Origin of the sequence: Methanosarcina sp. UBA289, from assembly GCA_002496565.1 — an archaeon.
Classification (GTDB): Archaea; Halobacteriota; Methanosarcinia; order Methanosarcinales; family Methanosarcinaceae; genus Methanosarcina.
Map to the genome: position 1 here is coordinate 573815 of DAKJ01000018.1, position 13641 is coordinate 587455.

The following is a 13641-nucleotide window of genomic DNA, read 5'->3' on the forward strand; positions in this document are numbered from 1 at the left end:
AATTCCGATATTTGTGATGAGTAATACCCCCAATGTGAGTTGCAAACTGAGTATAACGGCTATATACCAAACTCAGGTTCGATAGTAATATGAAATCAATTAATCCAAATAAAAAACAACGGGTCATAAAACAAAATACAGATTTCTCATTAGCCTCCCGTTTCCTGATCTCTTTATTGATGATAGTCATCCTTTTGACAAACCTAACTTCTGCAATTGTAGTTTCAGGAAACACTCATCTTGGAGTGGAAGTCTCTGAAATCTCCCCTAACCCTGCCAGACCGGGCGAAGATTTACTTATAAAAATTAATGTGGAGAATATTGGAGATGATCCCGCAAAAAACGTGATAGTCGGAATTGAGGAAATTTCCCCTTTTATTTTTAAGTATAGTACCTCAGAGATTTATGGTTCCGGGACGAACACAGAACGCTTCTTTCAAATTGATCAGATCCGGCAGCGTTCAAAGGTAGAACTAAATTTCTATTTCAGAGTGGATGCAAATGCTGAATCTGGAGACTACCAGCTTGAATTTACTATAAAAGACGATAACGGAACAAGTTTTTCTAAAATAATTCCGATTCGGGTGGATGGAAACCCGGACCTTGTACTTACAGGCACTGAAATTCTTCCTGTAAACGAGGATAATTCGTCATCAGGAGCCATAGTTCCAGGACAGGAATTTTACCTCAGGACAGCAGTTAAGAACGCAGGAAACGGGGACGCAAAAAATGTCAGGGTAATGCTTGGCCTTAATGAGTCCTCACCTTTAATCCCATTGGAAGATAATGTTCACTTCGTTGAAAACCTGAGTACAGATAGCTCCGAAAATATATCATTCAAACTCCTTCTAGGCAGCAATGCACCTGTTCAGCCTTACAAGATACCCTTAAGGATAACGGCCTCAAATGACGCTGAAACCTTCCAGATAGACAAAATCCAGGAGATTGGAATTAACGTCCTTAACCGGGCAAAGATCGACATTTCAAGTCTAAAGTTTGATCAAGGGATGCCTGTAAAGGGGCAGCAGGTATCCATGATCTTGCGGCTTGAAAATGTAGGAGAAGGGGAAGCCCGCGCCGTTAAAGCCAGGCTTGAAGGGCTTGAAGGCGACGGAAGCACAAGCGCCTTCCTTGGGCGCCTGGAAAAGAATGATGATGCCCCTGCAGTCTTCACTTTTGTCCCTGAAAAAGCGGGCGAGCAGGAAGTGACCCTCCTAATAGAATATGAGGATGATTTTGGAGAGCACCAGCTTAACGAAGACCTTAACCTCAACGTGCTCGGGAATAACTCAAAAATTCCTTCCGTGAAAGTTCCTTTCTTTATCCTTGTTATACCGGTTATTATAATATTTTTAGTAATAAGGAAAAGGAAGGTCTGTCCCAATTGGAAAAACTGCTCTCATGGAAAAGTCTGTCCGTGGGGACGTATGGGTTCTCTTGCCATTCGTTTTGGAAAGATAAAGGGAAAAGTGAAGGGAAAAAAATCAGATAAACAAACTGAAAGAGGTGTCTGATTATTCTTGAAAAAGAGAAAGTCTCCTTTTTCCTTGCAAGCCGCTCCATTATAAGAGGCAACAAAGGGATCACGACGTTTACGATTCTAGTCATGACCCTTATCTTTTTGCAGATTGTACTCTTTTCAAGTATTCTTGGCGGAGTTACGATTCAGTTCAATAAACTGATGGTGGATTACCAAACAGGAAACCTGGTCATAGAGCCCTCGGAAGAAGAAAAATATATCGAAAATACCTCATCCCTCCAGAAAAAAATAGAAGGACTTCCAGAAGTTATTGGGTCTTCAGCTCGTTTGAGAAATTCAGGAGTCATCAGTTATCAGGGAAAAGAAGTGGGAACTGCTATTTACGGTATTGATGCCGGGGACGAATCTCTGGTTACCCATCTGGAATCAGCCATGATCGACGGGGAATTTATAAGCCGCCTTGACCGGGGAGAGATAATACTTGGGCGGGAAGTTTCTGGAGGGTATGGAGCTCTTATGGAATCCAAATCCCTTGGTGGGGTAGAGGTAGGAGATACTGTAGACGTCAAAATTGAAGGCATAAATCGCGAATTTCGAGTAAAGGGCATCTATAGCACTCTCTATTCCAATACCGACTCTTCGGCTTATGTTAACAAGGCAGATATGGAAGAAATCATCGGCGTAAAGAACCGGGCGAATGAAATTGCCGTAAAAACTACTTCAGATATCAATGAAGGAGATGCTCGGATGAAGCTGCTTTCCCTGGGGATAAAGGAAGAGGTTCGGACTTGGCATGAGTTTGCAGGTATGCTGAAGACGATAGAAAATACCCTTACAATGCTCCGAAATGTTTTCAGTGCAATTGGCCTCCTGATCGCATTCGTGATCATCTTTGTTGTGATCTACGTAAACATTGTAAACAAAAAACGTCAGATTGGAGTCCAGAAAGCCATAGGAATTGATCAAAAAGTTATCGTTAACTCCTTTGTTATCCAGGCTATGCTCTATGCCTTCATTGGAATTATGCTGGGTTATCTCATCATGCATTACATCATAAGCCCTTATACTATCACTCATCCCATCCAGATCGCCGTAGGCCCTATCAGCCTGATACTAGAAAATTTCGAAGCCTTAAGTCGAGCGGTTCTCCTCTTCCTGGCAGCTGTGATAGGTTCTTTCATTCCTGCCTATAAATTGTCTAAAAAAGGTCTTCTTGAATTAATATGGGGCAAATAAAAATCAGGGATAGTGAATCAAATGGAGAATAATACAGAAAGTAATGTGATTATCGAAGCGCAGAATGTCACAAGGACATTTTGGATGGGAGAAGTTGAAGTTCGCGCCCTCCGCGATGTGAGCCTCAAGATCAAACGCGGAGAATTCGTAGCCATAATGGGGTCAAGTGGTAGTGGTAAATCTACGTTCTTAAATCAGCTAGGTCTCCTTGACATCCCTACCTCAGGAACCATTATTATCGATTCTGTTGACACTTCCAGAATGTCCGAAAAAGAAAAAGGAGAATTTCGTCTACGCAACCTTGGCTATGTCTTCCAGGACTATGCCCTGCTGCCCGAACTTTCCGCAATTGAAAATGTATATCTGTCCCTAATGATGCAGGGTAAGAACAAAGAGGAATGCCAAAAGGCAGCCTCTGCGATGCTGATTGCCGTTGGGCTTGAAGACAGATTGAAGCAGTTACCCTCCAAAATGAGTGGAGGCCAGCAGCAACGAGTTTCGATTGCCAGGGCGCTTGCCCACAAACCAAGAGTTCTTTTCGCAGACGAGCCCTGTGCGAACCTGGACAGTACGGCTTCAAAGCAGGTTCTTGAGCTATTCAGGAAGTTCAATAAAGAGGAGGAGCAGACGATTGTAATGGTCACGCATGAGGACTGGCATGTGGAGTACGTTGACCGGATAATAAGGTTGAAGGATGGTGTGTTAGAGTAATAAAAAGATGGGAAGGGAGAAACATTAAATGCATCTTCCCATCTTTTTCAGGGAGTCCTGCGGTTATAGTTCCGCTTTCGATCGGCTCGGGAGGCTTGCTTGTTTTTGCCTGCTCGATGAGAGGAGTGAAATCCTTTGTGCCGTCTTCTTTTTCGTAGATATGGGTGAGCCCTTCAAATCCAACGGCCCCTGTAGTATAGATCCGATTTTTATATGATCCTCTTGGAGGAATTATGCAGTTTGTAGTCATGAGGATTGGGCCGTTGAACTTCTCGAATTCCTTGTTCTGTTTCCACCAGGCATCCCCGTAATTACCTGCGAAGTTATCATACTTCTTGAAGGCAGGATAGGCATTTGCTGGCAGCATTTCTCCATGCGTATAAATGTCAATTCCTGTGCCCTTTGTCTGCTCAAGAAGTTGTTCCAGATCCCGAAGGTCGTGTCCGCGGATCAGGATTCCTGGCCTGTTTCTCACACCTATATTAACAACTGTAGCTTAGGGTTTCCATAGGTTTCAGTGTTTGCCTTATCGAGAATCGGGCCGAAAAGTCAAATCCATCTCTTTTTCTCAGTGGTGTAGGTTTTTAATTAGTTTAAATGTGTAATAGACATTATCAGGTAGAGTTGTACAAACATAAGTAGTATAAAAATAGAGAGATAAAATAAAAATGTAAATGTATTCCTTTTAGAATAGGAAAAAAGCTTTTTTATTAAATATTGGGAAGCTCGACTAGCCTCATTTTTTAGAAAGTGAATGTCATGAATGAGAAGTCAAATATTTACAAAAAAGTTTATAAAGTAAATCTGTATAATGATAGGAAATATTGGGCCAAAAATTACCGGGAAAAACCCTTGAAATAGAGGTTTACGGGGGAATGCTAACACGACTTATGGAATTATTTCCATTATCTCTTATAGGAAGGAAAGTTTCAAAAATCTCGCTTTAAGCGGTATATGGGATGAAGAGTTTCAACGCTCGGTTCGGACTGAAATACAATTTTCAGATTTCGTTTTAACCGCCACAACCCGGTTTAAGGAGTGAAGCAATTTGCTTGAAGCCTTCATTTACGTCTCTTTTATAGCCTTCATTTCCGGAACTGTCCTGCCTCTTCTGTGTCGCAGTAAGAATGCAAGAAAGGCCTCCTTTGGCCTATCACTTCTTTCTTCAATCTTGCTTCTGGTTTTTGCAGGCACGGTCCTTTATACAGGAAAAGGGCCTACTTTTCCAGTTTTCAGATTTCTGCCAGGACTGGATTTCACCTTAGTTGCAGACAGACTTTCGGCAGGCTTTATTCTGCTGATTGCAGCCGTTGTGTCAGGTGTTTCGATATATTCTATTGAATATGTGGAACACGCTAAAAGTGAAGCCAGAAAAAGTCTTCAGGCATCACTTACAAACCTGTTTATTCTTGCCATGCTCATGGTCGTGCTTGCAGGAAACATGGTAGGTTTCCTTGTTTTCTGGGAAATAATGTCTCTTTCTTCCTTAATGCTTGTACTCCACGACTATTCCTCGGAAGAGAACAAAAAAGCAGGGCTCTTCTACTTCATAATGACAAGCCTGAGTACAGCTTTTCTTTTCATGGGCTTTATAAGTCTGTTCAGGCTGACGGACTCTGCCGAATTCGGACCGCTGGATTACTCGACAAACGATTTGACTTTGCCTTTCCTCTGCCTTTTTACAGGTTTTGGAATTAAAGCAGGACTTGTTCCATTCCACAAATGGCTGCCCTATGCTCATCCTGCAGCCCCTTCGAGCATTTCAGCTCTAATGTCAGGCGTCATGCTGAAAGTTGCAATCTACGGTTTCCTGCGATTTTTACTCTCGGTCTCCGCCCCAGAACTCTGGTGGGGTACCCTAATCCTTATGGTAGGAAGTCTCTCAGCCGTATTAGGGGTAATCTACGCCCTTAAAGAAAGCGATATAAAAAGGCTGCTTGCTTACAGCAGTATCGAAAATATCGGCATCATATTTACAGGAATTGGCCTGTATTTGATATTTAAACTGGAAGGACTTCAGTACCTTGCCCTGTTAAGCCTTGCAGGAGCCTGTTTCCATGCATTTAACCACGCTCTTTTCAAAAGTTTGCTTTTCCTTTGCGCAGGTTCAGTGGTCCATGCCACCGGCACACGGAATATCGAGGCCTTAGGAGGCCTTGTAAAAAGTATGCCCCATACTGCCGCTCTTTTTCTGATAGGTTCGGTCTCAATTGTCGGCCTTCCTCCAACAAGCGGTTTTGTAAGTGAGATGATGCTTTTTCAGGCTTATTTCTACTCTTCAGCAGTTCCGGACCCTCTTCTAAAGGTTCTTCTAATTATTACACTTTCAGTCTTTGCCCTTACAAGTGCGCTTGCAGCAACTCTTTTTGTAAAGATTTTTGGAATTACCTTCCTTGCCCTTCCGAGGACGAAATGTGCACAGGAAGCCGCCGAAGTCCCAAAACCCATGTTGTTAGGGGAAGCTGTGCCTGCAGCTTTCTGTATCCTTTCAGGGCTGTTTTCATCCCAAATTCTGAATCTGCTCGGCTTTGACCTTGGGATCCCGGACATGCTGCCTCTTGGGCTGATTCTTGCAGGCGCCTGCGGGATTGTATGGCTTGTGGTTCGCAATTCCGGCCCTACGAAAGCGAGGATAAGCAAAGAAACCTGGGGCTGTGGAATCCTGGCCCAGCACCCGACAATGGAGTATAGCTCTGCAGGTTTTTCGGAGCCTCTTGTGGTTATTTTCAAAAAGATTTACAGGACTGAGATCTCCAGTACGAGAACATATTCAGATACCAGAGAAAGCATTTTTAAAAACGGGACTGCCAGAATGTATTTAATAAAAGTCTTTGAAAAGCGCCTTTATCTTCCTGTAGCCTCTGCGGTCAGCCATGTCTCTTCCCAGGTTTCCAGAATGCAGAGTGGGAAGCTGGATACCTATGTACTCTACGTTTTCATTGCAGTACTAACACTGATGACATTTACGAGGTATTTTGCATGAATGCTTCATTCCTCTTATTCGCCCTGTTAAATACGGGCTTTATTTTATTGGTCTCACCATTCTTTATGAGCCTGATTAAAAAGGTTAAGGCATCTGCCCAGGGAAGAAAAGGCCCGAGGCTCCTGCAGAGTTATTTCGATTTGCGCAAGCTTCTGCAAAAAGAGGTTGTGTACTCGCCTAACTCTTCCGGAATTATGAGAATTACTCCTTACCTCAACCTGGCAGTCCTTCTCCTAGCCTCACTCTTTGTCCCGATTGTCTTTATCCCTGATGCCCCTGCAGGAATCGGAAACATAATAGTTTTCCTTTACCTGCTCGCAATAGAACGCTTTTTTATGGCGCTCTGCGGGCTTGATGCAGGTAGCACTTTCGGAGGTATGGGCAGTTCCCGCTTAATGAGCCTCTCGGCCGTGATTGAACCTACAATGGTTATAGCTTTTGCTGCGCTTGCATATGTCTTAAGAACCATGAATTTTCATGAAATGTTTGCAATAACTGCCGGATCCACAATCCCGGAAAGCCCAACCCTGCCTCTTATTTCGATTTCCCTTTTCATTATTATTATAGTGGAGACCGGAAGGATTCCCGTGGACAACCCGGCAACACATCTTGAACTTACCATGATGAACGAAGCGATGATTCTGGAGCAATCCGGAAAAAACCTAGCTTTAATAGAGCTTGCCCATGCTGTTAAACAGACAATTTTGATGGCAGTCCTGATAAATATCCTGGCTCCCTGGGGGCTTGCAACCGAGCTTACTCTCGCAGGCTTTGTGGTCTCATGCCTATATTTCCTTGTAAAAGCCAGCTTGCTTGCAGGAATAATAGGCCTTTTTGAATCTTCCATTGCAAAAATGCGGCTTTTCAGGCTACCCAGCTTCTATATGATGGCGTTTTTCTTTTCCGCACTTACCATCCTAATGGAGGTGTTCGCATGATATTTTCCTTCCTTGCAGATCCGGAATTTCTCGAAGGCATAATTAGAATCCTTTTTGTCTTTGTACTGATCACTGCAGCTTTTACCCTTTCCACAAGGAATATCGCCTCGTTACTGACCGTATATGCTGTCCAATCCCTGCTACTGGTCCTGATCGCCTCTTTCCTTTACATGATTGAGGGAAACCAAACGCTACTTGCGATTGCAGCCCTTACGCTTGTGAGCAAGGTGCTACTAATTCCCCTTTTTATAAACCTCATAGGGGAAAAAATCAAAATCAGCCGTGACCTGAAGTTTAATTATCTGGAGCCGACAGCTTCCCTCCTTGTTAGTATAGGCCTGATCCTGCTTGCCTATGTCTTCCTCTCAGGCTTTTTCAGTGAGTATATCCTAGGGAAGTTGTTTTTCATCGGGGCTGTTATAGGCTTATCCCTAACTCTCATGGGTATGCTTGTGATATTCAGCCGGAAAAAGGTGATTACAAAAGTCATAGGATACCTGACAATGGAAAATGGAGTACTCCTCTTTGGAATCTTTGTTGCGGATCTTCCCTTTATCATAGAAATCCTGATCGTAATAGACCTTATGATTCTCGTATTGTTGACAACTATCCTGGCGATTGGTCTCGATTCTACGAGGGAGGAATATCACCAGCGCCTCCAGACACTTAAAATTTGGTCAGGGAGGGAAGATTAATGATAATACTCAGTTATCTGGCAGTGGGAGCCATAGTTCTTGCCCTTATCACACTTTCAAAGTCCCACAAGACAATGAATGCCTTCTTCATCCTTCACACCCTTACATTTCTTGCAATCGGGATTTATGCACTGTTCACCACCACTGTCCCGTTTGAGACCGGAAGCGAATATTTCTATGTGGATCATCTCAGCCTCTATGAAGTTCTGATTGCGGCCTTACTGTTCTTCCTGGCTTCTGTCTATGCAAATGGTTATGTAGAGAGCCTAATGCAGGCCCAGGAACTGCACAGGAATAACTTGAAAATTTTTTATATGGATTTCAGCCTCCTGCTTACGATAGTAACCCTGGCTTTCTTTTCGGATAACCTTGCTCTATTCTGGATCTTTGCCGAGCTGACAACAATTTTTTCAGCTGCACTCGTGGCAATCCTGTCTGCCAGAGAAAACATCGACGCTGCCATCAAATACATTTTCATAGCCTCGGGAGCCATGCTCTTTTCATTTATAGGGCTGATCTTTTTATACACGCTTTCCGGGGAAGTCCTGGGCAGCGGAACTCTGAACTGGACCCTACTGCTTGAAAATGCAGCTCTTCTGTCCCCTAAAATGCTGACTGCAAGTTTTGTGTTTCTGTTTATTGGCTTTGCAGCGAAATCCGGGATTTTCCCCTTCCATACCTGGCTTCCGGACGCCCACTCTAAAGCCCCTTCAGCAGTAAGCGCCATCTTATCCGGAGTCCTGTTGAATATAGGCATGTACGGAATTCTGCGGATGTACGCAATTGTCAGGCAGACCCAGGCCGAAGATATGATCTCTCAGTTCCTTCTAGGCTTTGGGCTGCTTACGGTAGCAATTGCAGTCCTGAATATGCTTTTGCAGAAAAACCTGAAAATGCTGATCGCTTTTTCAAGTGTGGAACATATGGGTATTCTCCTCCTCGGAATAGGTATTGGAACGCCTCTTGCTCTCTTCTGGGCGCTTTTTTACATCCTTGCTCACTCGTTGACCAAGGCCTCACTCTTCTTTTCGGCAGGCATTCTGCACAGGCAGTATGAAAGTAATATGATTCAGGATATCAGAGACGTTTTTTCACTCCAGCCAATTGCAGGCTGGGGCTTCGTTATTGGGAGCTTTGCAATCATAGGCATGCCTCCTTTCCCGATTTTTTCGGCCAAATTCTTTATCCTGCTGGAAGCCTTCGGGTTTTCTAAATCTCTTGTCTTTGCAGTTCTTCTTCTTCTGGTCATTGCATCAGCTGCATTTGCAAGATTTTTAATCGAAGCCTTTACCCGGAGCTCAAAAGAAACCGGAACCGAAAGTCTGGAAACTCCACTTCTTCCCTATACAGTCCGAAGTGGTATGAAATTTCCAATATTATCCATTCTTTTAATGATTCTGGCCCTTGGAGTCTTCTTTCCGGAACCTCTGGAAAACCTGTTGAACGTAATCGTGTATGAACTTGGATACCTGTAAATGGGAGGCAAAGAGATGATGAATTCAAACAAAAACACAGTAAGTTCCCTAATCCCGGCAGGCCTGCAATTAAGAGAGGATTACCAGATTCCAGTGAATTCTACACTTCTGGCGACTCAGTACGCTACGGATTTAATCGTCAACATTGCAGGCAAAAAGCCACAAATCAGGAGGGGAAAAAACAATGAATATTATATTCCTCTTGGAGAAGAAGAGTTTTTAAAAACCGTACTTTCGCTTCCCGAGAAGGGTTTTGTGCTGATAAGCCTGTTCTGTGTCCAGGATTTTGAGGAAAGCCCTGATTTTACTCTTTTTTATGTTTTCAGGCTTAATGGTTTTACTGACGTATTTGCTTTTATGCGGTGTGTCAGGATGGAAACTACTTCTATTGCCACGGTTTTCCCTTCAGCCTGCTGGTACGAGCGTGAGGTCCGGGATGGATTTGGGATAGAATTTACGGATGCTTTTGACAAAAGAAGACTCTTTTTACATGAGGCATATCCAGAAGGCTTTCACCCTCTCCTGAAATCCTTTAAAAATGAAAAAATCCAGAGTGTCGAAAACCCGGAGGAAGCATATACTTTCAAACAAGTAGAGGGTGAAGGCGTGTACCAGATCCCGGTCGGGCCTGTTCATGCAGGAATTATTGAGCCTGGGCATTTCAGGTTCAGCGCGATTGGAGAGCATATTTTTAATCTTGAAATCCGGCTCTTTTACAAACACCGGGGAATAGAAAAACTTGCCGAGGGAAAAAGCCCTTCTGCCTGTGTCCCGATTGCTGAAGTCATAAGTGGGGATGAAACCGTTGCCAATGCAGTTGCCTTTTGCACGGCCGTCGAAAAAATTGCGGGAATCGAGATTCCGACCAGAGCGAGCTATTTACGGGCTATTCTTCTGGAAATGGAACGTATTTACTCGCATATGAGTGATCTCTCGGGCATGATTACCGATATAGGGTTCCCGACAATGACAACGCCTTTCCTAATCTTCCGTGAAAATATTTTCAGGCAAAACGAGTTTCTTACAGGTTCCCGATTTATGAGAAACGCCATAGATCTAGGAGGTGTAAAAAAAGAGATCTCAGGCGAGGCTCTTTCAAAACTCAACCTTTATTTGAAAATATTCGTACCGCAATTTGAATCCGCGATTACAGCTGTCCATGCTTCCTCGTCCCTTATTGACAGGTTTTCAACAACCGGAATTTTGAAAAAGAAACTGATTGCTCCGCTTAATCTTACAGGCCCTATTGCCCGGGCGGCTGGGGCTTCTTATGATGTCCGGCTTGACCATCCATATGGCATATACAAAGACATACCTCCGGAAAGATCGATTAAAACCGCAGGCGATGTCCTTTCCAGGTTTGAGGTTAAAGCTGAAGAAATTCTGAACTCAGTTACCCTGATCCAGAAGTTTATAGCGTTAATTCCGAAAGGCGCAATTACCGCCGAAAATACAGGGTTTGCGATTTTAAATATCCCTAATGGGTACGCCCTTTCAATGGTTGAAGCTGCACGGGGACAGAACCTGCACTGGGTCTATGTCAGAAACGGGCTAATTGACCGCTACAAGGTGAGAACTGCCTCTTTCTGCAACTGGCAGGCCATAGAACATGCAGTGCTCGGGAATATTGTTCCTGATTTTCCCTTGATCAATAAGAGCCTTAATCTTTCCTATGCAGGAACCGACCTCTGAGGTGAAATGAATGGTAAATCCTCTGATGTATGTTTTCCGCCCAAAAGTAACGGAAGAATTTGAGTTTTCAGACACTGAACTTGACGCTCTCGGCTCCGAAACGAAAGCGAAAATTAACAAAGTTTTCGGGCACAGCCTTGCAATCCGCGAACTGGATTCAGGCAGTGACAATTCAACCGAGCTTGAGATTTCAAACCTCGGAGCCCCGCATTATGATGTTGAAAGATTCGGGATCTCTTTTGTGGCTTCTCCAAGGCATGCTGATGTCCTGCTGGTTACAGGTGCAGTCACCCTGAATATGGCCAAAGCCGTTCTAAAAACTTATGAAGCCATGCCCTCCCCGAAATTCGTGATCGCAGTCGGAGACGATGCCTGCAATGGCGGGATTTACAAAGGCTCTTATGCCGTACTTGGAGGAGTTGACAAAATCCTGCCTGTGGATATAAAAATTCCTGGGAACCCTCCCTCTCCGAAAGAAATTCTGCGTGGGATCTTTGCCCTAGTAAAAAATAAGGAAAATGAAAACTGAAATCATTAGAATATTAAATGATTTTTGAAAATGGCAGATTGGATATGCAGGCCGAGAGAGACATTTCACACCGAGAACTAAAACTTTCAGTTAAACAGGTTGAATCTCTGGGATATTACGACTTTATGAGTTATCTGGGAGTGCCCTATTATCATGTAGGTGACCTTACCTCTACCAAAAAACTTGCTGAATTGTGTAGGATTGATTCTGTAAAAAAGTCCTGATGGTTGGATGTGGGACCGGTTTTTCTGCCTGTTACCTTGCCAGAGAAATCGGCTGTGAGGTATTAGTAATTGATATTGAGGAACTTTCGATTGAGAAAGCAAAAGAAAAGGCAAAAAGACAGAAAGTTTCAGATAAAGCAAAATTCAGAGTAGGGGATGCTCATGCCCTCCCCTTTGAAGCAGAAACTTTCGACGCCTTGAGAACAGAGTTTGTGTCCCAGTTTTTGGATAGGGAAAGAGCTTTCAAAGAATTCGCAAGGGTTCTGAGGCCGAGGGCTTATGTAGGGATAAACTAAATGTATAGAGAAAAGGAGATTCCTGCTAAAGCCGCCAAAGAAATCGCTCAAGCCGAAAAAATAATTGGAGGAATAACAGGGCTTCCTTTTTCCCTGTTGTCACCTGAAAAATGGAAAGAAGAACTTGAAAGAGCAGGCCTGAAAGATGTTAATGTAAGAATGTACAAACATATCCGGTACCTTCAAGAGACAAAATACATGGCAGAAGCGATGGGTGGAACCTGGAGCTTTGTAGGGTACCTTATAGACACGATCTTGAAAATGACGAAGTACTACCTATTAAGCAAAAAGATTCGATGCCGGTTCAAAAGGCTGGAAGAAGGCAAAAAAATCCTCCTCCGAAAAAAATCAACCTCAAAATATGTGGGTTATGTATTATCTACGGGAAAAAAATAAGTTTTTTTTTGGAAAAAAATATAAAGGATCAATTAAAAAGTAGCGCAGTAATGTTGAGAGAAATTCCTTTAAAGTTCTTCTGGAGAGAAAAAGAATTTTTGCTAACTCAGACCGCTTTCTGAAAAGAAATAAAGGGGAAATATATCTTCTAAAATTAAAAGTTTCCCGGGGAGATGGAACAAAATGAAAATATCACTTATTGATCTGGCGTTTCTTTCAGAAAAAAGAAAGGATGTATTACTTCTGCTAGAAGAAGGGCCAAAGACCGGAGATGAAATAAAAACCGCCCTCAACGTCAACTCGACATCAATCATGCCCCAGATCAAGAAATTAAAAGAGGGACGCCTGATAGTACAGGACGATAGAAACACCTATAGGCTCTCGGAGATGGGAGAGATAGTAGTTGAAAAGATGGAGCCTTTGCTGGATACTGTCAGGGTTTTTGAGGAGAATTACGATTATTGGATAAACCATGACTTTACCGCAATTCCCGAATCACTCCTTAACAGGATTGATGAATTAGGGAACTATTTCATGCTTGAACCAGACCTTAACCGGCTTTTTGAAATACCTGAAGATTTTAGAAGTAACCTTCTTGAGTCAAGGCGCATAAAGATGTTTCTTTCATATTTCAATCCTCTCCATGTTGAAATGTACTTGGAACTTGCAAAAAAAGGAGCTGAAATATGTCTTATCCTCACAGAACCCGTTTTTGAGAGGATGAAAGCGGATTACTATCAGGACCTGAAATTTCTTGTAGAATCAAAAAATGTTGAAATTTATATTTGTGACAAAAACGTAACCCTCAAAGACGTAGTGACAGAACGTTTCTGCTCACTTGTGCTTTTCGACAAAAAGGGAAAATTTGACCATCAACGCCTGATGAGTTTTGACGAGAGCGCACTTAAATGGTGTGAAGAACTTTTTTTGTACTATAAAGACCGATCCATACAATTGGAGAAATTATAAAGAGAAACTATAACCAG

Annotated in this window: 13 protein-coding genes and 1 pseudogene; 13 read left to right on the plus strand and 1 reads right to left on the minus strand. The window is 43.0% G+C overall.

The window, feature by feature from the left end; translation table 11 throughout:
* Positions 1-89 precede the first annotated feature (89 nt).
* The 3 genes from BP549_RS10475 to BP549_RS10485 all read left to right on the plus strand — a co-directional run bounded on the left by BP549_RS10475 (position 90) and on the right by BP549_RS10485 (position 3427).
* The gene (locus tag BP549_RS10475) at positions 90-1514 is read left to right on the plus strand and encodes a COG1361 S-layer family protein (protein WP_292380413.1); all 1425 of its coding nucleotides are present in this window, start codon (positions 90-92) and stop codon (positions 1512-1514) included.
* Positions 1515-1606: 92 nt separating this feature from the next.
* Positions 1607-2716, plus strand: a complete 1110-nt coding sequence (locus tag BP549_RS10480; protein WP_292380415.1) for an ABC transporter permease — start codon at positions 1607-1609, stop codon at positions 2714-2716.
* 21 nt (positions 2717-2737) lie between these two features.
* Positions 2738-3427 (plus strand): ABC transporter ATP-binding protein, encoded by a 690-nt coding sequence (locus BP549_RS10485; RefSeq protein ID WP_292380417.1) that lies wholly within the window; start codon positions 2738-2740, stop codon positions 3425-3427.
* Positions 3428-3482: 55 nt separating this feature from the next.
* On the opposite strand, the pseudogene BP549_RS10490 reads toward BP549_RS10485, so the two are convergent.
* Positions 3483-3964 (minus strand): annotated as a pseudogene (locus BP549_RS10490) (hydroxylamine reductase); the annotation flags it as partial.
* A gap of 511 nt (positions 3965-4475) precedes the next feature.
* On the opposite strand from BP549_RS10490, the gene BP549_RS10495 reads away from it, so the two are divergent.
* The 10 genes from BP549_RS10495 (at position 4476) to BP549_RS10540 (ending at position 13624) form a co-directional block, all read left to right on the plus strand.
* A complete protein-coding gene (locus BP549_RS10495; RefSeq protein WP_292380419.1) occupies positions 4476-6410 on the plus strand; it encodes a proton-conducting transporter membrane subunit in 1935 nt (644 codons plus the stop codon).
* On the plus strand, positions 6407-7348 hold the full coding sequence (locus tag BP549_RS10500) for a respiratory chain complex I subunit 1 family protein (protein ID WP_292380422.1): 942 nt from the start codon (positions 6407-6409) through the stop codon (positions 7346-7348). The genes BP549_RS10495 and BP549_RS10500 overlap by 4 nt, the downstream gene beginning before the upstream one ends.
* Positions 7345-8043 carry a hydrogenase subunit gene (locus tag BP549_RS10505; protein WP_292376507.1) on the plus strand — a complete coding sequence of 233 codons (699 nt, stop codon included), beginning with the start codon at positions 7345-7347 and terminating at the stop codon, positions 8041-8043. Before BP549_RS10500 ends, BP549_RS10505 begins: the two co-directional genes overlap by 4 nt.
* On the plus strand, positions 8043-9518 hold the full coding sequence (locus BP549_RS10510; RefSeq protein WP_292380425.1) for a proton-conducting transporter membrane subunit: 1476 nt from the start codon (positions 8043-8045) through the stop codon (positions 9516-9518). Before BP549_RS10505 ends, BP549_RS10510 begins: the two co-directional genes overlap by 1 nt.
* Before the next feature lie 15 nt (positions 9519-9533).
* Positions 9534-11210 carry an NADH-quinone oxidoreductase subunit C gene (locus BP549_RS10515; RefSeq protein ID WP_292380428.1) on the plus strand — a complete coding sequence of 559 codons (1677 nt, stop codon included), beginning with the start codon at positions 9534-9536 and terminating at the stop codon, positions 11208-11210.
* A gap of 10 nt (positions 11211-11220) precedes the next feature.
* Complete coding sequence (locus BP549_RS10520) at positions 11221-11739, plus strand: NADH-quinone oxidoreductase subunit B family protein (RefSeq protein ID WP_292380430.1); 519 nt, start codon at positions 11221-11223, stop codon at positions 11737-11739.
* Positions 11740-11756: 17 nt separating this feature from the next.
* On the plus strand, positions 11757-11963 hold the full coding sequence (locus BP549_RS10525) for a hypothetical protein (RefSeq protein WP_292380433.1): 207 nt from the start codon (positions 11757-11759) through the stop codon (positions 11961-11963).
* Positions 11963-12259: a class I SAM-dependent methyltransferase gene (locus BP549_RS10530; RefSeq protein ID WP_292380435.1), complete on the plus strand. Its 297-nt coding sequence runs from the start codon at positions 11963-11965 to the stop codon at positions 12257-12259. The genes BP549_RS10525 and BP549_RS10530 overlap by 1 nt, the downstream gene beginning before the upstream one ends.
* Positions 12260-12655 (plus strand): hypothetical protein, encoded by a 396-nt coding sequence (locus tag BP549_RS10535; RefSeq protein ID WP_292380438.1) that lies wholly within the window; start codon positions 12260-12262, stop codon positions 12653-12655. It begins immediately after the preceding gene.
* Positions 12656-12838: 183 nt separating this feature from the next.
* Positions 12839-13624, plus strand: a complete 786-nt coding sequence (locus BP549_RS10540; RefSeq protein ID WP_292380440.1) for a helix-turn-helix transcriptional regulator — start codon at positions 12839-12841, stop codon at positions 13622-13624.
* Positions 13625-13641: the final 17 nt, after the last annotated feature.

What these genes read in the sequence shown, in the direction of transcription:
- BP549_RS10505 (WP_292376507.1), top strand. Translation starts at nt 7,345, where the DNA reads ATGATATTTTCCTTCCTTGCAGATCCGGAATTTCTCGAAGGCATAATT.
- BP549_RS10480 (WP_292380415.1), top strand. Translation starts at nt 1,607, where the DNA reads ATGACCCTTATCTTTTTGCAGATTGTACTCTTTTCAAGTATTCTTGGC.
- BP549_RS10530 (WP_292380435.1), top strand. Translation starts at nt 11,963, where the DNA reads ATGGTTGGATGTGGGACCGGTTTTTCTGCCTGTTACCTTGCCAGAGAA.
- BP549_RS10485 (WP_292380417.1), top strand. Translation starts at nt 2,738, where the DNA reads ATGGAGAATAATACAGAAAGTAATGTGATTATCGAAGCGCAGAATGTC.
- BP549_RS10515 (WP_292380428.1), top strand. Translation starts at nt 9,534, where the DNA reads ATGATGAATTCAAACAAAAACACAGTAAGTTCCCTAATCCCGGCAGGC.
- BP549_RS10540 (WP_292380440.1), top strand. Translation starts at nt 12,839, where the DNA reads ATGAAAATATCACTTATTGATCTGGCGTTTCTTTCAGAAAAAAGAAAG.
- BP549_RS10510 (WP_292380425.1), top strand. Translation starts at nt 8,043, where the DNA reads ATGATAATACTCAGTTATCTGGCAGTGGGAGCCATAGTTCTTGCCCTT.
- BP549_RS10475 (WP_292380413.1), top strand. Translation starts at nt 90, where the DNA reads ATGAAATCAATTAATCCAAATAAAAAACAACGGGTCATAAAACAAAAT.
- BP549_RS10535 (WP_292380438.1), top strand. Translation starts at nt 12,260, where the DNA reads ATGTATAGAGAAAAGGAGATTCCTGCTAAAGCCGCCAAAGAAATCGCT.
- BP549_RS10500 (WP_292380422.1), top strand. Translation starts at nt 6,407, where the DNA reads ATGAATGCTTCATTCCTCTTATTCGCCCTGTTAAATACGGGCTTTATT.
- BP549_RS10520 (WP_292380430.1), top strand. Translation starts at nt 11,221, where the DNA reads ATGGTAAATCCTCTGATGTATGTTTTCCGCCCAAAAGTAACGGAAGAA.
- BP549_RS10525 (WP_292380433.1), top strand. Translation starts at nt 11,757, where the DNA reads ATGATTTTTGAAAATGGCAGATTGGATATGCAGGCCGAGAGAGACATT.